The 19,699-nt window shown below is 60.3% G+C and carries 20 protein-coding genes; 12 read left to right on the forward strand and 8 right to left on the reverse strand.

Going from position 1 to position 19,699, the window contains the following annotated elements; genetic code table 11:
- Positions 1–183 precede the first annotated feature (183 nt).
- The 3 genes from AC3WMT_RS08035 to AC3WMT_RS08045 all read right to left on the reverse strand — a co-directional run bounded on the left by AC3WMT_RS08035 (position 184) and on the right by AC3WMT_RS08045 (position 2,352).
- Positions 184–762: a LysE family translocator gene (locus AC3WMT_RS08035; RefSeq protein WP_103303383.1), complete on the reverse strand. Its 579-nt coding sequence runs from the start codon at positions 760–762 to the stop codon at positions 184–186.
- A 68-nt stretch (positions 763–830) separates the two neighbouring features.
- Positions 831–1,670, reverse strand: a complete 840-nt coding sequence (locus AC3WMT_RS08040; RefSeq protein WP_103303382.1) for an AraC family transcriptional regulator — start codon at positions 1,668–1,670, stop codon at positions 831–833.
- A gap of 127 nt (positions 1,671–1,797) precedes the next feature.
- Positions 1,798–2,352, reverse strand: a complete 555-nt coding sequence (locus tag AC3WMT_RS08045) for a cytochrome b (RefSeq protein WP_103303381.1) — start codon at positions 2,350–2,352, stop codon at positions 1,798–1,800.
- 208 nt (positions 2,353–2,560) lie between these two features.
- On the opposite strand from AC3WMT_RS08045, the gene AC3WMT_RS08050 reads away from it, so the two are divergent.
- Genes AC3WMT_RS08050 through AC3WMT_RS08080 form a run of 7 tightly spaced genes read left to right on the forward strand, consistent with a single transcriptional unit; the run spans position 2,561 to position 8,900 of the window.
- Positions 2,561–3,238 (forward strand): thermostable hemolysin, encoded by a 678-nt coding sequence (locus tag AC3WMT_RS08050; protein ID WP_103303380.1) that lies wholly within the window; start codon positions 2,561–2,563, stop codon positions 3,236–3,238.
- Positions 3,228–4,709: an AMP-binding protein gene (locus AC3WMT_RS08055; protein ID WP_103303379.1), complete on the forward strand. Its 1,482-nt coding sequence runs from the start codon at positions 3,228–3,230 to the stop codon at positions 4,707–4,709. The genes AC3WMT_RS08050 and AC3WMT_RS08055 overlap by 11 nt, the downstream gene beginning before the upstream one ends.
- Entirely contained in the window at positions 4,706–5,380 is a 675-nt protein-coding gene (locus AC3WMT_RS08060) for an iron-containing redox enzyme family protein (RefSeq protein WP_103303378.1), read from the forward strand. The genes AC3WMT_RS08055 and AC3WMT_RS08060 overlap by 4 nt, the downstream gene beginning before the upstream one ends.
- Positions 5,367–6,176 carry an SDR family oxidoreductase gene (locus AC3WMT_RS08065; RefSeq protein WP_103303377.1) on the forward strand — a complete coding sequence of 270 codons (810 nt, stop codon included), beginning with the start codon at positions 5,367–5,369 and terminating at the stop codon, positions 6,174–6,176. The genes AC3WMT_RS08060 and AC3WMT_RS08065 overlap by 14 nt, the downstream gene beginning before the upstream one ends.
- Entirely contained in the window at positions 6,173–6,817 is a 645-nt protein-coding gene (locus AC3WMT_RS08070; RefSeq protein WP_103303376.1) for a tetratricopeptide repeat protein, read from the forward strand. Before AC3WMT_RS08065 ends, AC3WMT_RS08070 begins: the two co-directional genes overlap by 4 nt.
- Positions 6,818–6,828: 11 nt before the next feature.
- Positions 6,829–7,491: a response regulator gene (locus AC3WMT_RS08075; RefSeq protein WP_103303375.1), complete on the forward strand. Its 663-nt coding sequence runs from the start codon at positions 6,829–6,831 to the stop codon at positions 7,489–7,491.
- On the forward strand, positions 7,488–8,900 hold the full coding sequence (locus AC3WMT_RS08080; protein ID WP_103303374.1) for an ATP-binding protein: 1,413 nt from the start codon (positions 7,488–7,490) through the stop codon (positions 8,898–8,900). Before AC3WMT_RS08075 ends, AC3WMT_RS08080 begins: the two co-directional genes overlap by 4 nt.
- 21 nt (positions 8,901–8,921) lie before the next feature.
- On the opposite strand, the gene arsH is transcribed toward AC3WMT_RS08080, so the two are convergent.
- The 4 genes from arsH to AC3WMT_RS08100 form a co-directional block, all read right to left on the reverse strand.
- Positions 8,922–9,620, reverse strand: coding sequence for an arsenical resistance protein ArsH (arsH, locus tag AC3WMT_RS08085; protein ID WP_103303373.1), 699 nt, complete (start codon positions 9,618–9,620; stop codon positions 8,922–8,924).
- 12 nt (positions 9,621–9,632) lie between these two features.
- Positions 9,633–10,103 carry an arsenate reductase ArsC gene (locus tag AC3WMT_RS08090; RefSeq protein WP_103303372.1) on the reverse strand — a complete coding sequence of 157 codons (471 nt, stop codon included), beginning with the start codon at positions 10,101–10,103 and terminating at the stop codon, positions 9,633–9,635.
- A gap of 24 nt (positions 10,104–10,127) precedes the next feature.
- On the reverse strand, positions 10,128–10,475 hold the full coding sequence (locus tag AC3WMT_RS08095) for a metalloregulator ArsR/SmtB family transcription factor (RefSeq protein ID WP_103303572.1): 348 nt from the start codon (positions 10,473–10,475) through the stop codon (positions 10,128–10,130).
- 195 nt (positions 10,476–10,670) lie between these two features.
- Positions 10,671–11,555, reverse strand: coding sequence for a LysR family transcriptional regulator (locus AC3WMT_RS08100; RefSeq protein WP_103303371.1), 885 nt, complete (start codon positions 11,553–11,555; stop codon positions 10,671–10,673).
- A 133-nt stretch (positions 11,556–11,688) separates the two neighbouring features.
- Here AC3WMT_RS08100 and AC3WMT_RS08105 point away from each other — a divergent pair, with 133 nt between their 5' ends.
- From AC3WMT_RS08105 to AC3WMT_RS08125, 5 genes are all read left to right on the forward strand, one after another.
- Complete coding sequence (locus AC3WMT_RS08105) at positions 11,689–13,338, forward strand: GMC family oxidoreductase (protein ID WP_103303370.1); 1,650 nt, start codon at positions 11,689–11,691, stop codon at positions 13,336–13,338.
- A gap of 146 nt (positions 13,339–13,484) precedes the next feature.
- Complete coding sequence (locus tag AC3WMT_RS08110; RefSeq protein WP_103303369.1) at positions 13,485–15,107, forward strand: MFS transporter; 1,623 nt, start codon at positions 13,485–13,487, stop codon at positions 15,105–15,107.
- A 228-nt stretch (positions 15,108–15,335) separates the two neighbouring features.
- Positions 15,336–17,555, forward strand: coding sequence for a C1 family peptidase (locus AC3WMT_RS08115; RefSeq protein ID WP_103303368.1), 2,220 nt, complete (start codon positions 15,336–15,338; stop codon positions 17,553–17,555).
- Positions 17,556–17,569: 14 nt separating this feature from the next.
- Positions 17,570–17,989 carry a hypothetical protein gene (locus AC3WMT_RS08120; RefSeq protein ID WP_103303367.1) on the forward strand — a complete coding sequence of 140 codons (420 nt, stop codon included), beginning with the start codon at positions 17,570–17,572 and terminating at the stop codon, positions 17,987–17,989.
- Positions 17,990–18,130: 141 nt separating this feature from the next.
- A complete protein-coding gene (locus AC3WMT_RS08125; protein WP_103303366.1) occupies positions 18,131–19,213 on the forward strand; it encodes an SGNH/GDSL hydrolase family protein in 1,083 nt (360 codons plus the stop codon).
- 42 nt (positions 19,214–19,255) lie between these two features.
- Here the strand turns inward: AC3WMT_RS08125 and AC3WMT_RS08130 are convergent, their stop codons facing one another.
- Positions 19,256–19,624: a DUF427 domain-containing protein gene (locus AC3WMT_RS08130; protein WP_103303365.1), complete on the reverse strand. Its 369-nt coding sequence runs from the start codon at positions 19,622–19,624 to the stop codon at positions 19,256–19,258.
- Positions 19,625–19,699 lie beyond the last annotated feature (75 nt).

Raw genomic sequence — 19,699 nt, forward strand, 5'->3', positions numbered from 1 at the left:
TCGTGCTGACTTGATCGGCAGGCCTGCTCAAAAGCTGAAGCTTCGATTACTCAAACTTTGCACAAAACCCTGTAGGAGTGAGCCTGCTCGCGATGGCGTCTGTTCAGTTGGTATCAATATTGACTGAACCACCGCTATCGCGAGCAGGCTCACTCCTACAGGGGTTTTGCGTGCGATCAAAGATCAGCTGTGCAGGATCGCAGTCGCGGATGAGACCACCAATAGCACGGCGAGGGTCCGGTTCAGCCAGCGCAGCTGCGCCGGGTTACTCAGCCATCTCGCCGCCCCTCGGCCGAGCAGCGCCCAGATCGCGAGGCAGGGCAGCGATACCACGAAGAACACCAGACACAGCGCATTCAGCCCCTGCCCTTGCGCGGTGAACACGCTGATCACGGCAATCGCCATGAACCAGGATTTAGGGTTGACCCATTGCAACAGTGCAGCGCCGATCAGGCCCATTTCAGCCTTTTCCTCCCCGGCGGCGGCATTGATGTCGGTGATCGGTGCCGTAAAGATCTGCCATGCCAGCCACAGCATCCAGCACAGTCCGAGCCCGCTGATGATCGGACGCACACCGGGCAGCATCAACGTGCTGGCCCCCGCTCCGGCGACCCAGACAAGCGAAGCGGCACCCACGCCGGCGCCCAGAATGATCGGCAAACACGGTCGCCAACCGCGCCGGGCGCTGGTGCTGAGGACGATCAGGTTGGTCGGGCCCGGGGTGATGGAGGCGACGAAGGCGAAGAGAATGAATGCAAGCATGGCACGGCCCTTTAGGAAGTCAGGGCCTACTGTGGCGGTTGCGGTGTGCGGCGGTCTTGAACGTTTGTTCAGCGGCGGATGATGCCTGTGGCGCGCTGTTGATAGGCGCCCGGGGTGATGCCATAGGCGCGCACAAACCAGCGGCCCAAATGGCTTTGGTCAGAGAAACCAAGTCTGCTGGCGACGTCCACCGGTTGCACACCGGCGGCGAGCATCTGTCGGCCACGACTGAGGCGCAACTGGATCAGCCAGGCATGCGGCGCCAAACCATAGGTAGCCTTGAACGCACGGGTCAGGCGGAAGCGGTCGGTGCCGCAGACCTCTGCCAGGCTTTGCAGACTGATGTCCTGTTCGTGATAGGCCATCAGGTAATCCCGGGCTTGTCGGGCGATCAAGGGTGCGCGGGTTGCCGTTGTGGGTTGCGGCCGTCGGTACAAATGGCTGGCGAGGCGTTCCAGGAAAGAATCCAGCGCGACGTCCCGCACCATGCGCACATCCTGCTGATGCAGCGCATTGAAGGCAAACAGGGTTGCGCGGGCCAGTTCTGGATCGTCGTTGAGCACGCTGCCGATACCCGGCAAACCGCTGCCGAAACGGCCCAGGTGCAAACCGTCCAGCGCCTGTTCCAGCCACGTGGGTTGCAGGTAGAGCATGCGATAGGTGAAACCGTCGGGACTCGGCGCATCACCGTCGTGGATGTCGCCGGGTTCGAGCATGAAGACCTTGCCCGGCGTGCTGTCATGCCGCGCCCGGCGGCTGTTGAAGCGCTGCACGCCTTGCTCGGTGAAACCGATCAGGTAGGTTTCGTGCCAGTGCGGATCGTACGCGTGCGCGTGCCCGGCGAAATGCGCATGCAGGGTTTCAATGCCGGTTTCCCGGTCGTGGGTGAGGTTGATCCAGTTGCTCATGGCTTGCTACAGAGTGGTGGGCTGGGGCTAGTAACCCACAGTTGACCTCGTGCGGCTAGAAGGTTTGTGCAACGTTCGTCCGCTGAACCGACGCCCCCTGTGGTAGCCCGCCTGCACTTTTAGCGGTTCAGCGGTTGCCCGAGCGACCGGGCAGGATGCGCACCAGCGTGTTGTCGCGCACCCAATAGTGGTGGAATAACCCCGCCACCGCGTGCAGGCCGATCAGCCAGTAACCGGTGCTGCCGATCAGTTCGTGCCAGTACTTCAGGCGTTTGGCGAAGTCAGGGTCGATGGCGACCGGGGCCGGTACGTGGAAGCCGAAGTATGGGAACGGTTTGTCGCCGGCGGCGAGCATCAGCCAGGCGAGGATCGGGGTGGCGATCATCAGGCCGTAAAGGCCCAGTTGCACCAGGTGCGCAATGCCGACCTGCCACGTCGGGGGTTTGGGGGTGATCGGTGGGCGCGGGGTCAGGCGGCCGATGAGGCGGACCCACACCAGGGCGAAGATGCTCGCACCGAACAGGCCGTGAAAGCCCATCAGCAGACCGCGCGCTTCGCTGCCCTTGGGCATGTAGCCTTTGATTTCAACGCAGGCGTAAACACCTACGAACAGCACCAGCATCAGCCAGTGCATCGTGATCGAGAGTTTTCCATAACGGCTTGCGGCATTGTCGCGGGTCATAAGTAGCGCCTCGTGATTGTCGTGAGTGACGGTCGATGGCGTCGACGGTCACGTTCCTTTGGCCGGGCTGACCGACGGTGTCACCCTGCCCGGCGAGTCTTAAGACAGTCTGAAGATCGGCCGGCAGATTAACCTTTTTTCACCTTCAGACTTCGTTAAGAAATGGCTCGGATACTTCGCTCAAATCCATGAGGGAGGCGTTCTGCCCATGCCCGATTTCGACTGGAACATCCCCCTGCCCCTGCATTTCGGCCAGACCGAAACGCCGCAGATGACGCTGACCCATGCCTTGCCGGACGACGCCCATCGAACGTCGTTCGAGGCGTTTATCCAGCAACGCTTTCGCAAAGCTCACGGCGCGGATATCCGCCACTTCATGCCCGAACTGTTCGGCATGCACAACAGCGACGGTGAACTGTGTGCGGTGGCCGGTGTGCGCCGCGCGCATCTGGAGCCGTTGTTTCTGGAGCGCTATCTGGATGAGCCGATCGAGCCGCTGATCAGCGCGGCAGCAGATCGCGCGGTGGATCGCACAGCCATTGTCGAGGTCGGCAACCTCGCGGCAAACGACACCGGCAGTGCGCGTCTGAGCATCATCGCTATCACCTATTTGCTGGCCATGGGCGGTCTGGAATGGGTGACGTTTACCGGCAATATCGGGTTGGTCAACAGCTTCCATCGTTTAGGTCTGAAACCGGTGACATTGTGCGCCGCCGACCCGGAGCGACTGGGTGACGAGCGTCAACATTGGGGCAGTTATTACGAAAGCAAACCTTGGGTTCACGTCGGCAACATTCGCGCCGGGTTTATCCATTTGCGCAATATCGGACTGTTTAACCGGCTGGGATTGCCGACTTCGATTGAAGGAGCTTTCCATGTCGCTTGAACTGCAACGCTTTCAGGAAACCTTGCGCAGCCATGCCGGGCGCAATGACAACACCACTGCCCTATTGGGCGACACGCTGAAAATCGATTACACCACTCTGTACGCCGAGGTCATGTATCGCCAGGAGCGCTTGCGTGATGAACACGTGCAAGTGGTCGCACTGGCGCTGGATAACGGGGTCGACGCGATGCTCTGGGATTTGGCCGTGCTGTTCGAAGGCCTGACCTGTGTGACGCTGCCGCCGTTTTTCAGCCCGGCGCAACGCGCGCATTGTCTGGCGCAGAGTCAGGCCGAACGAGTGATCGCCGAGCCGGAGCTGGAGGCCGAATTGCTTGCCGGCGGCTACGTCAAAAACGGCGAGTTCTGGTGCCGGTCGTTTGCCGGGCCGAGGCGCATGCCCGCCGGCACCGCGAAGCTGACCTTCACCTCTGGCACCACCGGTACGCCCAAAGGGGTATGCCTGAGTGCCGACAGCTTGTTGCGGGTTGCACGTGAGTTGCACCAGGCCAGCGAACCGACCGCTCCGCAACATCACCTGGCGCTGTTGCCGCTGGCGATTCTGCTGGAAAACCTCGGTTGTTATGCGGCGCTTTATGCCGGTGCGAAGCTGAGTCTGCCGAGCCAGAGAACCCTCGGCATTCAGGGCGCCAGCGGTGTCGACATTCCACGCCTGCTCGGCTATCTGGCCAGCCGCGCGCCGGAGAGTCTGATTCTGGTGCCGCAGCTGTTACTGATGCTGGTCAGCGCCGCCGAACAGAAAGCCTTCGACCCACAAAATCTGCGCTTCGCCGCGGTCGGTGGCGCACGGGTCTCCGAAGATCTGCTGCACCGCGCGCAACGGGTCGGCCTGCCGGTGTATGAAGGTTATGGCTTGTCCGAGTGCGCCTCGGTGGTCTGCCTCAATCGGCCCGGTGCACGGCGTCCGGGGAGTGTCGGCCGACCTCTGCCGCACGTTGAGGTGCGGCTGGCCGAGGACGGCGAAGTGCTGATCAAGGGCTCACCGCTGCTGGGTTATCTGGGCGATGCGCCCTACGCCGAAGAGTGGTGGCCGAGCGGCGATCTGGGCGAGTTCGATCCCGAAGGTTTTCTCTATCTCAAGGGTCGCAAGAAGCATCAGTTCGTCACCAGTTTCGGGCGTAACGTCAACCCGGAATGGGTCGAGTCCGAGCTGACCCAGCGCCGCCACATCGCTCAGGCGTTCGTCTACGGCGAGGCGATGCCGCACAACCATGCCCTGCTCTGGCCGCACCGCGCCGACTGCAGCGACGCGGAGCTGGCCGCCGCCGTCGCCGAAGCCAACGAAGCCTTGCCCGATTACGCCCAGGTGCATCGCTGGACACGTCTACCGCAGCCCTTCACCGCCGCCAATGGCCTGCTCACCGCCAATGGCCGCCCGCGCCGCGACGCCATCGTCGCGCAATACCACGATCAACTGACCCCATCGGCCGTCTCCGAGGAATCCGCATCATGAATTTTTTCGACACCCTGCAAGAAGCCACACAGCAGGAGCGCCACGAGTTGTTCAACCTGCCGATCATTCTTGATGCACTGGAAGGCAAGGTCAGTCTTGAGAGCTATCGGGCATTTCTCGCTCAGGCCTATTACCACGTGCGCCACACGGTGCCGTTGATGATGGCTTGCGGCGCGCGCTTGCCGACACGTCTGGAGTGGTTGCGCAAAGCGGTGTGCGAGTACATCGAAGACGAATACGGCCATGAGCAGTGGGTGTTGAACGATATCGCCGCGTGCGGTGGTGACCGCGACGCCGTGCGCGATGGTCAGCCGTCGCTGTCGATCGAGTTGATGGTCAGCTTCCTCTACGACCTGATCGCCCGGGGCAATCCGGTAGGCCTGTTCGGTATGGTCAACGTGCTTGAAGGCACCAGCATTGCCTTGGCCACCCATGCAGCGGGCAGCATTCGTGAGCGTCTGGCGCTGCCGGAAACGGCGTTCAGCTATTTGAGTTCCCATGGCTCGCTGGACATCGAGCACATGCAGACCTACCGCCGACTGATGAACAGGCTGGAAGACCCGCAAGATCAGGCGGCGGTCATTCATGCCTCGAAAGTCGTCTATCGCCTGTACACCGACATGTTCCGTGGCTTGCCGCGTGACGCGGAGGCTCAACATGCAGCTGCGTGATGCGCGTGTTGTCTTGACTGGCGCCAGTGGCGGCATCGGCATGGCCATCGCCAGTGCCTTGTGCGTTGCCGGCGCCCAGGTATTGGCCGTGGCCCGGCATCAGGAGGCGCTGCTGCCGCTGCTGGAGCGTTATCCGCAAAATCTGTGCTGGGTCGCCGCCGACCTGACCTTCCTCAGCGACCGGCGCAAGGTGCTGGCCGCCGCCGAAGCCATCGGCGGCATCAACCTGCTGATCAACGCGGCCGGGGTCAATCACTTCGCCATGCTCGAACAGCTCGATGACAGCGACATCAACGCGATGCTCGCGGTGAACATCAGTGCGCCGATCTGCCTGACCAAACTGCTGCTGCCCCTGCTCAAGCAGGCCGACAGCGCCATGGTGGTCAACGTCGGCTCGACCTATGGCTCGATCGGCTACCCCGGTTACGCCAGCTACTGCGCGACCAAATTTGCCCTGCGCGGGTTTTCCGAAGCACTGCGTCGAGAGTTGGCCGACACCCGCGTCAGCGTGCTCTATGTCGCGCCCCGCGCTACACGCACGTCGATGAACAGCGCCGCTGCGCAAGCCTTGAACGATGCCTTGAAATCCAACGTCGATGACCCGCAAACCGTGGCCTCGGCGGTGATTCACGCAATTGCCGGCGACCGTCGCGATCTGTATCTGGGCTGGCCAGAACGTTTCTTCGTGCGCCTCAACAATCTGCTTCCACACCTGGTTGATCGTGGTCTGCGCAAGCAGTTGCCGCTGATCCGCCGCCTCAGCGAAAAAACCGACAACGAGACCCCCAAGCCATGAAAAAAGTCTTCGCATGCCTGCTGCTCGGTGCCCTCAGTCAAAGCGTCTGGGCGCTGGATGCGGCTGATCAGCAGCGCTTGAGCGGCATTCAGCAGAACTGGGCGCACATCCAATATGAAGTGGCGGAAAAACAGCGCGCCGCCGCGTTTGAACAACTGTCTGCCGATACCAACGCCTTCACCACGCAACGCCCGAACGTGGCTGAAGCCTGGATATGGAAAGGCATCGTCACCAGCAGTTGGGCAGGTGCCGAGGGCGGGCTCGGTGCCTTGGGCAAAGCAAAGGAAGCCAAGGCTGATCTGGAAAAATCCCTGACCCTCGATCCCAAAGCCCTGCAAGGCTCGGCCTACACCAGCCTCGCCGCGCTGTATGACCGGGTACCGGGCTGGCCAATCGGTTTCGGTGACAGCGACAAAGCCGAGCAACTGCTCAAACAGGCATTGCAACTCAATCCCGCCGGCATCGACAGCCTGTACTTCTGGGGCGATCACCTCTACCGTGAAAAACGCTACGCTGAAGCCAAACAGGCGCTGCAAAAAGCCCTGCAAGCGGCACCGCGCCCTGGCCGCGAGAGTGCCGACGCCGGGCGCCGCAAAGAAATCGCCGCCCTGCTGGTGGACGTCAACAAGAAACTCGACTGACAGGAGTCCGTGTGCGTTTACTACTGATTGAGGATGATGTGGCGCTCGGTGAAGGCATTCATCAGGCATTGGGGCGCGAAGGCTACACCGTCGATTGGCTCAGGGACGGTAGCAGCGCGCTGCATGCGCTGCTCAGTGAAACCTTCGACGTAGCGGTGCTCGATCTCGGTCTGCCACGCATGGATGGCCTCGATGTGCTGCGGCGTCTGCGCGACAGCGGTTCGAATCTGCCGGTGCTGATCCTCACCGCCCGCGATGCCACCGAAGACCGCATCGCCGGGCTGGATGCCGGCGCCGATGACTATCTGGTCAAACCGTTCGATCTGGCCGAACTCAAAGCGCGTTTGCGCGCCCTGTTGCGGCGCAGTGCCGGACGCGCTCAGGCGCTGATCGAGCACGCCGGCATCAGCCTCAACCCCGGCACCCAGCAGGTCAGTTATCAGGGCCAGCCCGTGGCGCTGACGCCCAAGGAGTATCAGCTGTTGCATGAATTGCTCTCGCCACCGGGCCGGGTGATGACTCGCGATCAACTGATCCAGTTGCTCTACGGCTGGAACGAAGAGGCGGAAAGCAACACCCTGGAAGTGCACATCCATCACCTGCGCAAGAAGTTCAGCACTGACCTGATCCGTACCATCCGTGGCGTGGGTTATCTGGTGGAGGAGCGCCGATGACCTCGATACGCCGTCGCACGCTGACGCTGATCATCGGCCTGTTGCTGGCCGGTCTGGCAGTGCTCAGTACGTTCAACCTGCATGACAGCAACCATGAAATTGCCGAAGTCTACGATGCGCAACTGGCGCAGAACGCCCGACTGCTGCAAGGCGTGATGCGCATGCCGATGGCGAGTACCGAGCACACGCAGTTGTATCAGGCGTTCAATCAGGCCCTCGGCGAAGCCAAGCCACGGGTGGATGGCCATCCTTACGAAAGCAAAATCGCCTTTCAGGTGTGGAATCCCAAAGGCGAAGTGTTGGTACACACCGCCAGTGCGCCCTCCTTCACCGCCCCGCCCACCCTGCCCGGCTTCAGTGACGTGGTGGATTTGAAAGGTCGGCAATGGCGCGCATTTCTGCTGGAAGACAAACAGAACGGCCTGCGCATCTGGGTCGGCGAGCGTGACGATGTGCGCGCCGATCTGGTTGACCGCATCGTTCGCCACACGCTGTGGCCGAACGTGTTGGGCAGTCTGATGCTGGCGGCGATGGTCTGGCTCGCCATTGGCTGGGGGCTCAAGCCACTGGCGAACATGGCCGCGACCCTGCGCGCGCGTCACAGTGGATCACTGGAGCCGTTACAACTGACACCGTTACCCAGCGAACTTGAACCTATGCAGGCCGCGCTCAACCGAATGCTCGCGCAGATCCAGGAAGTGCTCGGTCGCGAACGCCGCTTCATCGCCGACGCCGCCCACGAAATGCGCACCCCGCTGGCGGTGTTGCGGGTGCATGCGCAAAACCTGCTGGAGGCCGGTACCGAGCAGGAGCGCCGCGACTCGCTGGCTTTTCTGATCGCTGGCGTCGACCGTACCAGCCGCCTCGTCAACCAGTTACTGACCATGGCGCGTCTGGAACCCAAATCCGATCCGCCGCCGCTGCAACGTATCGATCTCAGCGACACCGTGCGCAACAGCCTCGTGCAACTGACGCCGTGGCTGCTGAGCAAGCGTCTGGAACTGGCCTTCGAAGACAGTGCCGAACCGTTCCACGTCATGGCCAGTGTTGCCGCCATCGACATTGCCCTGAACAACCTGATGACCAACGCTGCGAACTTTTCCCCGGAGCACGGTGTGATCACCGTGACGCTGAGGCAAGCCGATGGCTTCTGCCATTTGAGCGTCGAAGACCAGGGGCCGGGCATTGATGAGGCGGATCGGGCACGGTTGTTTGAACGGTTCTACAGCCGTGGCAACGTGCAGGGGGCGGGATTGGGGCTGACCATCGTCAACACCATCGCAACGCGCTTGGGTGGGCGGATTACGCTGATCAATCGCGCCGAGGGCGGATTGCGGGCGACGTTGTCGATCCCTGACGGAGGGCCGCGCCCTTCGGCGCAGCGCAGCACCCGCGAGCCACCGCCCTAGCTGAAACGCGTAACTGCAGCTTCAAATCGACCGCTGATTGACCCGCGCCATCAGTTGCTCGGCGCTTTCCTTGCGCTCCGAATAGCGATCGACCAGAAACTCCTGACGGTCGCGCAGCAGCACGGTGAACTTCACCAGTTCTTCCATCACATCGACGACACGGTCGTAGAACGGCGACGGTTTCATCCGCCCGGCGTCGTCGAATTCCATGTAAGCCTTCGGTACCGAAGACTGGTTGGGGATGGTGAACATGCGCATCCAGCGGCCCAGCACGCGCAGTTGATTGACCACGTTGAAGGACTGCGAGCCGCCACACACCTGCATCACCGCCAGGGTTTTGCCCTGGGTCGGGCGAACCGCGCCAAGCTCCAGCGGAATCCAGTCGATCTGCGCCTTGAACACCGCCGACATCGCCCCGTGACGCTCCGGCGAACACCAGACCTGGCCTTCCGACCACAGCACCAGATCGCGCAGTTCCTGCACTTTCGGGTGGTCGACGGGGACATCGTCAGGCAATGGCAGACCGGATGGATTGAAGATGCGCGTCTCGGCGCCGAAATGCTCCAGCAGCCGTGCGGCCTCTTCCACCAACAAGCGGCTGAATGAGCGTTCGCGAGTTGATCCGTAGAGCAACAGAATGCGCGGTTTGTGCTCACCCGAAGTTGAGGTTTTCAAGCCTTCGAACAGGCTGGGGTCAAGATTGGGCAGATGTTCTGACATATGTCCTCCGGCTTAGAGTGAGCCGATACGATCCAGCTCACGCTGGAGCTCAGCACGACTGAGCGTTTTGAAAGGAAGGCCGAGAAAGGTTGCACAGCGGCGCTCGATGATTGCCAGCGTGGCACGGAACGCCGCATCCACCGTGACATCGTCGCCGATCACAGCGGACGGATCTTCCAGCCCCCAATGGGATTTGAGGGCCGGGCCGAAGTACACGGGACAGCTCTCACCGGCGGCCTTGTCGCACACGGTAATGACAATGTCGGGCGGGTTGTTTTCAAAGGCGTCATTGCCCTTGCTGTATAAGCCATCGGTAGAGATACCGGCCTGTTGCAGCGTGGCAAGACTGCGCGGCAGCACCTGGCCTTTGGGGAAACTTCCGGAGCTCACCGCCTCGAATCCCGGGCGCGCCAAGTGATTGAACATGGCTTCGGAAAGAATGCTGCGGCAACTGTTGGCCGTGCACATGAACAAGACTCGCATTGGAAAATTCCTGGCAGTTGGGGTTCAGCAGCACGCAGCTTCGCGGACGGGACGGCTATCCATGTGCCGCAGGCGCGAAGCGTTGTCCTTGAGCCAGTCGGCGTTGGCCTTCGACGTCACCTGCAGGATCTGGTGAACCCAGTCCGGCAGCTCCGGATTGAGCCGGTAATAAACCCACTGACCCTGACGACGATCCAACAGCAAGCCATTGCTGCGCAGTTGCGCGAGGTGACGGCTGATTTTCGGTTGGCTGTCGTCGAGGGCGCACATCAGCTCGCAGACACAGAGTTCGCCTTGATCGGCGATCAGCAGGGTGGCGCGGACGCGGGTTTCGTCGGCCAGGCTTTTGAAGACTTCGGGGGGCGTGATCATCAGGGGCGCACCGTACATATGGACCGCCGAATATACGGATATCCATATATTATTCAAGTCCGGATTTGCCCGACACCGAAGAACCCTGTGGGAGCTGGCTTGCCAGCGATAGCGGAGGATCAGTCGATGCAGATGTTAGATGTCAGTCCGTCATCGCGGGCAAGCCCGCTCCCACAGGTTTTGATGCAGCTAGCACTACCCGCGTAACAGCCCCTGCTCTGCTTCGCACAGGCCAACGACATAATCCCAGACCACCCGCAGCCGCACCGACTTGTGCAACTCGCGCCGGGTACTGATCCAGTAACTGCGCTCGATGCTTTCATCCGGCAGCAGCGCGACCAGATCCGGGTCAGAGGCGGCCATGTAGCAAGGCAACACCGCAATGCCCAATCCCGAGCGTGCCGCTTCCTGCTGGGCGATGACGCTGGTGCTGTGAAACACAACGCGAGGGCTGCGGCAGAAGCTGTTGAGGAACATCAGTTCCTGGCTGAACAGCAGATCATCGACATAGCCGATCCACGCATGCCGCCCGAGGTCTTCGCGGCTACGCAGCGGTGGTGCGTTGTCGAGATACCTTTGGCTGGCGTAGAGCGCCAAGCGGTAGTCCGTGAGTTTGCGCGTGACCAGCATGTCCGCCGCCGGACGTTCCAGATGAATGCTGATCTCCGCCTCGCGGTTGAGAATGCTGACAAAACGCGGCACCGCGACCAGTTCCACTTCCAGCCCCGGATAGCGTTCAAACAGGCCGATCATGCGGCTGGCGAGAAATTTGACGCCGAGCCCTTCAGTCACGCCGACGCGGATCTTGCCCAGTGGGGCGGTGGATTGAGTGATTTCTTCCTGGGCCAGCAGCGCGACGTTTTCCATGGCTTCGGCGTGTTTGAGCAGCGCCTCCCCCGCCGGGGTCATTTCGTAGCCTTGGGCGTGCTGGACGAACAGCGCGGTGCCGAGGCTTTTTTCGATGGCCTCGATGTGGCGGGCGACGGTGGCGTGAGTGGTGTTCAGGCGGCGGGCGGCGGTGAGCAGGCGACCGCTGCGTTGCAGTTCGAGAAAAAACCGCAGGTCGTTCCAGTCGAACATGGGATGTCCTAGTCAGCTATGGTCAATCAAGGCTGTTTAAAAACGCACAGCGGCTGCGCAAAAACTAACATTCTTTTGACGAAAGCTAACAACTAGAGTGTCCGACAATAAAAACAAAAAGCGAGGTCAGGGAATGCAGACTTCCCTTGATGAATACGATTACATCGTGGTCGGCGCCGGCCCTGCCGGGTGCCTGCTGGCCAATCGATTGTCGGCCGATCCGCAGCAGCGCGTGTTGCTGCTCGAAGCCGGCGGACGCGACAACTATGCGTGGATTCACATCCCCGTCGGCTATCTGTTCTGCATCGGCAACCCGCGCACCGACTGGTGCTTCAAGACCGAAGCGCAACCCGGCCTGCAAGGTCGCGCCCTGAGCTATCCGCGCGGCAAAGTGCTCGGTGGCTGTTCCTCCATCAACGGCATGATCTACATGCGCGGCCAGGCTGGCGACTACGACGGCTGGGCAGCCGAGGGCAATCCGGGCTGGACCTGGAACGATGTTCTGCCCTTGTTCAAACAAAGCGAAAACCACTTTGCCGGCGCCGCCGAATTTCACGGCGCCAAGGGCGAGTGGCGGGTCGAGCAACAGCGTTTGTCGTGGCCGATTCTGGACGCGTTTCGCAGTGCGGCCGAACAGAGCGGCATCGCCAGCATCGACGACTTCAATCAGGGCGACAACGAAGGTTGCGGCTACTTTCAGGTCAACCAGAAGGCCGGCGTGCGCTGGAACGCGGCGAAGGCGTTTCTCAAACCCGTGCGCAATCGCGCCAATCTGACGGTGTTGACCGGGGTTGAGGTGGATCGCGTGCTGCTGGAGGACGGTCGCGCATCGAAAGTCAGCGCCCGCCACGAAGGCCAGGTGAAACGCTTCAAGGCGCGCAAGGAGATTGTGTTGTGCGCCGGTTCTGTCGGCTCGCCGAGCATTTTGCAGCGCTCGGGAATTGGCCCGCGTCCGCTGCTGGAACGCCTCGGTATCGGCGTGATTCATGAACTGTCGGGGGTCGGCGGCAATCTGCAGGATCACCTGCAACTGCGACTGATCTACAAACTGGAAAACGCCCGCACCCTCAACCAGATTGCCGGCAGTGTGTGGGGCAAGATGGGCATGGGCCTGCGTTATCTGTACGACCGCAGCGGGCCGTTGTCGATGGCGCCGAGTCAGTTGGGTGCGTTTGCCCGCTCCGGACCGGAGCAGACTTCCGCCAATCTGGAATACCACGTGCAACCGTTGTCGCTGGAGCGTTTTGGCGAGCCGTTGCACAGCTTTCCGGCGTTCACCGCTTCGGTGTGCGATCTGCGTCCGAAGAGCCGGGGTCGCATCGAAATCCGCTCGGCGGATCCGCAAGCAGCGCCGCTGATTCAGCCCAACTATTTAAGCCATCCCGAAGACCTGCGCGTGGCCGCCGATGCAATCCGTCTGACCCGCCGCATTGTCAGCGCGCCGGCCCTGCACGCGTTCAAACCGGTGGAGTATCTGCCCGGTGCCAACCTGCAAAGTGAAGCGCAACTGCATGAAGCGGCGGCAAGGATCGGCACGACGATTTTTCACCCGGTCGGCACCTGTCGCATGGGCAACGACGTCGACGCGGTGGTCGATGCGCAGTTGCGTGTGCACGGGGTCCCCGGGCTGCGCATCGCCGACGCCTCGATCATGCCGCGCATCACCTCGGGCAACACCTGCTCGCCTACGCTGATGATTGCCGAAAAAGCGGCGCAACTGATCCTGGCTGGACCTGTACACAGTCCCAATGTGGGAGCGGGCTTGCCCGCGATGACGGTATGACATTCAACATCGAAGTTGGCTGATCCACCGCAATCGCGGGCAAGCCCGCTCCCACAGGTTTTTACGACAGACCAAAGGCATCGCGCATCACCCGGACACGCAACACCAGTGGAACAACAAAAACAATCACTGTGAGGGATACCGATATGTCAGAACACGCTCAGCCGCTGGACGCCGTGCGCAGCACGGATACCAGCCCGGATACACGCAAAGTCATCTTCGCTTCATCACTGGGCACAGTGTTCGAGTGGTATGACTTCTTCCTCTACGGCGCCCTTGCCGCGGTGATCAGCAAGCAGTTTTTCGCCGGGGTCAACGACACCACGGCGTTCATCTTTGCGCTGATGGCGTTCGCCGCAGGCTTTATCGTGCGGCCGTTCGGGGCACTGGTGTTCGGTCGGTTGGGGGACATGATCGGGCGTAAATACACCTTTCTCGCAACGATAATCCTGATGGGCGTGGCGACGTTCTGCGTCGGCCTGTTGCCGACTTACGCCAGCATCGGCATCGCCGCACCAATCATTTTGGTGGTGTTGCGCATGCTTCAGGGCCTGGCCCTCGGCGGTGAATACGGCGGTGCCGCGACTTATGTGGCGGAACACGCGCTGATCGGCAAGCGCGGCTTCCACACCAGCTGGATTCAGTCCACCGCGACCCTCGGCCTGCTGCTGTCGCTGCTGGTGGTGCTCGGTTGCCGTTACTTTACTGGCGACCAATTTGAAGTGTGGGGCTGGCGGATTCCGTTCCTGCTGTCGATTGTGCTGCTGGGCATTTCCACCTGGATTCGCCTGAGCCTGCACGAATCGCCGGCGTATCTGAAGATGAAAGAGGAAGGCAAAACCTCGAAGGCGCCGATCCGCGAATCCTTCGGCAAATGGGAAAACCTCAAAGTGGTGCTGATCGCCCTGTTCAGCATCAACGCCGGGCAAGCGGTGACCTTCTACGCAGCGCAGTTCTATGTGCTGTTCTTCCTCACCCAGTTCCTGAAAATGGACCCGGCGGTGGCCAACACGTTGTTGATCATCAGCGTGGTGATCGGTGCGCCGTTCTTCATTTTCTTCGGCTGGCTGTCGGACAAGGTCGGACGCAAACCGGTGCTGATGCTCGGCCTGTTGCTGGCGACGGCGCTGTACTTCCCGATCTTCAAATCCCTGGCGCATTACGCCAACCCGGCGATCGATCAGGCCAGCCGTCAGGCACCGATCACCGTGCTGGCGGACCCGGCCACCTGCACGTTCCAGTTCGACCCGGTGGGCAAAGCCAAATTCGACAGCCCATGCGACAAGGTCAAAACCTTCCTGGTCAAGCAAGGCCTGCCCTACTCCAGCGCCGCCGCGCCGGCCGGCAGCGCTGTGCAAGTCAGCGTGGGCGATGTGAAACTCGACGGCTTCGACGAAGCGGCCTTGCGCGGCGCGATCACCCTCGCCGGCTACCCGCAACAGGCCGATTTGCAGCAGATCAACAAGCCGATGATCGTCGCGCTGATTGTGGCGCTGATCATCATCTCCGCCATGTGCTACGGCCCGCTGGCCGCACTGATGGTCGAGCTGTTCCCGACGCGTATTCGCTACACCTCGATGTCCCTGCCGTACCACATTGGCAACGGCTGGTTTGGCGGTTTTCTGCCGACCGTGTCGTTTGCGCTGGTGGTGTACACCGGGGATATTTTCTATGGGCTGTGGTACCCGGTGTTGATTACCGGGGTGAGCCTGGTGGTGGGAATGATCTGTTTGCGTGAGACGAAGAATATCGATCTGGACAAGAACTGAACCCCTGATCGGACATTGAATTCAGTGGTGAGAGGCTGGCTCTCTCACCACTGAAACAGTCAGATGCCGCCGACACCGCCAGCGTCCCCAATGCCGGCAAAAACTTCTCTCGCTATGCCCTTTGCATTGGCAAAATCTCGTCTACGATAAACCACACACAAAAGCCCTGCGACGCAGAAAAGCGTTCGTGACGTGGGGGATCATGCCTCTTGGATTGAGGACACTCCCATGCCTGCTACACGTTTTTCCTTGCCCGATTCCACCATTACGCTCGACGCCCGGCCGGACCGCCTCGACCTCCGTGACCGGATCTTCACCGCCCGTGTGCAATCACTGCCGGCATCTTTCCCATCGGACAAGGACGTCACCGAAAAACTGGCCGATTACCTGAATAGGCAAATGGTGCTCTTTCAGGGAAAAGAAGGCGCCTGCACCGGGTTCGGTCTCTCAGCGGTCATCAACTATCTGTTGTGGCGGCGGGACGCTGAATCGGTGCAAACCAGCCCACGTCAGCTCTACCACCTGGCCAAACTGTATGACGAATGGCCTGGCGAAGACTATTCGGGTTCCAGTTGTCGCGGAGCCTTGAAGGGCTGGCACAAACACGGCGTCTGCGAAAAAAGCCTGTGGCCTTACTCCGTTGCCCCCGACGGCAGCGTGCCGGCATTCGAGGCCCCTGCCGCCAATTGGGCTGAAGATGCGGTGACGCGCCCCTTGGGCGTCTATTACCGGGTCGAAAAGGACGACATCACCGCCATGATGGCAGCGCTGTATGAAACCGGCGCACTTTACGTTTCAGCCACGGTGCATGAAGGCTGGGCGATCAGCTCCAAGGGTGAAGCCAAGGCCTTTCAAAGTACCGCGCAATTGCCTGTCATCAGATGGAAGCCAAAAGCCAAAGGTGGACATGCATTTGCCTTGATCGGCTACACCCATGAAGGTTTCATCGTACAGAACTCCTGGTCCACTCAATGGGGATTCTCGGGTTTCGCGATCCTGACGTACGAAGACTGGCTGGCCAACGGCACTGACGCCTGGGCCGTCGCACTGGGGGTGCCGATCAAGCACGGTGCGGCTTCACGTAATGCAAAACCTTCCAAAAACCAAAGTGATGAGCAATCAGTATTTCGCAATGCCTTGCCGCAATCGAGCGCCAAACGCGATGGGGTCTCTCTGCTGTCCGCCGACTCGCGCCAACCGGATCGCAAGGGTCCACCGGCATTGACCACGGATCAGGCTTACGGGCTGACCGTGGTCATGGAAAACAATGGCAGCATCGGCCCGCGCCTGACCGATGTTGAAAACGTTCGTGCGGGCGTGGCACGGATTGTTCGCCAGGCGCCCAAGGCCTGGTATGACAACCTGCCAGCCGCGCAAAAGCCGAAGGTGCTGCGCATCGCTGTGTTTTCCCACGGGGGAATCAATTCGGAAAAGGACTCCATCAGCCGCATTTGTGCGATGGCGCCCTATTTCCTCGAGAACGGGATTTATCCGCTCTTTGTCACTTGGCGCACCGGGATTCTGGAAACCCTGGCAGATATCATCAAAGACACCTTCCCCGGCTTGTTTCCAGAGTCCGGGGGGTTTGGCGACATCTTGAAAGTGATCAAGGACAAAGCCGTTGAGGGACTCGACCGCACAGTGGAAATGGTCACGAAAAAACTCGGCGGCGACCAATGGAGCCAGATGAAACAAAACGCGGAAGCCGCCTCAATCGCGAGCTTCACCCCACGCGGCTTGCTGGAAATGGCCGACAATCTGAAAAAACTGGTAGGGGATCTGGGCGCCACTCGCGTCGAATTGCACTTGATTGGCCACTCGGCAGGCTCGCTGATCAATGGTCATCTGATTCAATTGCTCTGGGCACGGGGCTTGCCCATTGCCACTTCGACGCTGCTGGCACCGGCCTGCACGCTCGACTTCGCCAATCGCACTTATCGCAAAGTCATCGAAAACGGCGGCCTTGAGCGCGAAAACTTCCATTTGCACATCATGTCCGACAAACGCGAACAGGCCGATAACGTCATTCGTGTTTACAACAAGTCATTGCTTTATCTCGTCTCCCGTTCCTATGAAGAGTTGCAGCGCATGCCGCTGCTGGGCATGGCCAAAAGTCTCGACGGCGCGTACCTGGACTTCAGCAAGCCCGATGCTTGCGAATGGAACATTGCCGCTCAGGACATGACGCTGCAATGGAACAACTTCTACTGGAACAACAATATTCCTTCAGGCTTCGCCGCCACGGGCAACGGCCTCGCCGCCAGCTTCGCAAAGACTCTGCACATCTATAACGATGCGAAAATGACCTACGGGCCGAACATCAAGGCCGATACGTCCCACGGTGGCTTTGACAATGACTTGACCGCCATGACGAGAACCTTGAAGACGATCCTCAAGCTCGGCCCCGATGAGGCTCTGCATCAGCCGCTGATCGACCTCAATTACTGAGTCTGGAGAATCACGTGCCAGCCACCCGGATCGCGCCTCTGGGCGCTCAAGAACTGTTGCATACCGTCGACATCCAGGCGAACGATCCCTGGTGCCCGACACCGGTCATGTTGATCGCCGGCGAACGCTATTTTTTCCGCGCCAGTGGTGTCTGGCTCGACTGGCGACAGATACACGATCCCAATGGTGCAGCGGTGGCACATCTCAAGCCGTTCGAGCGTTTACTGCGTTGCAAGGCGCAAGACGCCACGTGGTTCACACTGATCGGCTCGATCGATAAGAATCCACAGAGCCTCTTCGCCATCGGTGATGGCCTGCGCTGGCCGGTCGGCTGGGTGGCAACGACATCCGGTCAACTCAGGTGTTTCGCCAACGATGTAAGGCCAATGTATTTCAACAACCATGGCGCGATCAGCCTGCAAATCTGGCGTTGACCCCACGGCACCTGTCGCGCCGCCGAAGTGCTGAAAAGTCTGGACGTAGCAGCACCTTCAAGACGTCGTTCGGACTCAATGACAGGAACCCGCGAACTGTCGGTTCCCGTGCGTTTTATCCGATAAAAAAGGACTGCCGACATGAACTACGAAAGTGAAGATGCATTAGCGAAAATCAATCTGGCGATCTGGCAACACGATCAGCCGGCACAAAAAGTGGCACCGGGTGCCGCTGCAGGATTTTTCTTCGGTTCCAATGGCGTGGACGTCGTGGCACAGGGTGACTCCTGGTTCGACTATTTGCCCGGCGTGGACATCATCAAGTGGCTGAAATTGACGTCCGGTTACAAGATCAAGAGCTTCGCCACAGGCGGCGACACCTTGGAAAACATGGTGTACGGCACAGAGATCAAGGAAGGCTCGTGGACACGCAAACCGGTGGAGTTGGCCGATGTGCTGGCTGAAATCAAAAGCACCAAACCGGCGTTTTTTCTGTTCTCCGCCGGTGGCAATGACATCGCCGGCGATGAGTTTGCGTCTTTCCTGAACCACGCTGATTCCTCGCCCCCGTCCTTGCTGCGCACCAATTACGTCAACGACACCATCGACCGGGTGTTTCGCGGCAGTTACGAAGACATGATCAAGCGTGTCAAAGCCGTCAGCCCCAAAACCAAAATCATTTTCCACGGTTACGGCCGCGCCATTCCCACGGGAAAAGGCGTGGTCAATTTCGGTAACTATCGATTCATCGGGCCGTGGATTCGCCCGTCTCTGACGCGCAAGAACATCATGGACCCGCAGATACAACGCAAGATCGTCGCGGACTTCATCGACCAGTTCAATGACATGCTCAAATCCGTCGCCGATAGCAATACAGATGTCCACTACCTGGATTTGCGCGACCTGATCAAAGACGAAGACTGGATCAACGAACTGCACCTCAATGCCCTTGCCTACAAACGCATGGCCGCTGTCTTCGAGAAGAAGATGGATTCGCTGCTTACGCCAAAACTCGCGGCCGTCCTGAGCGAAGCCAAAGCCAATGCACTGGCGTCATTCCAGCAGCTCGATCAATCGCTGGCGGCCTCGCAATCAACCCTGCCGGCCCCTGCTCAGGCACAATGGGTTGCCGCGCCACCGCCGCCTGTGGTCAAGCACACCAATCGCACCCGCAAAGCGACAACGACCAAAGCCAAACCCGCCGCCAAGCGTAAAGGCAAATAACCCCAGGCCCGCCACCGCTCACGCAGTGGCGGGCTGTTTCCTTCAAGTTTCAGCCTTGATCACCTCAAACTTCACCTGATCCGGATAAAACGCCACGTAATCACGGATCGCTGTCACCGACACTTTCGGATTCTCGTAAGTCCACACCGCATTCGCACCCTCATGCCCCGGTATCTGCAGACTGAAGTAGTTGGCATCGCCCTTGTATGGGCAATAACTGGTGTGGTCGGTACGGGCGAAATATTTTTCGTCGATGTCTTCGCGAGGGACGTAGTACACCGGCGGGTAGTTGGCCTCGTTGAGCACCAGTACGTGGGAAGAGGCGGCAACCTGAATGCCGTGGAACTTCACCAACAGACAACCTGGGAGTTCTTCGAGGGAGATGACGGGGCTGGGGCCGGAGCTTTTCATGGGTTTCTCCAAGGACATGAACGAACTGTGGCGAGGGAGCTTGCTCCCGCTGGGCTGCGAAGCGGCCCCAAAATC

Source organism: Pseudomonas sp. FW305-7 (genome assembly GCF_058786735.1).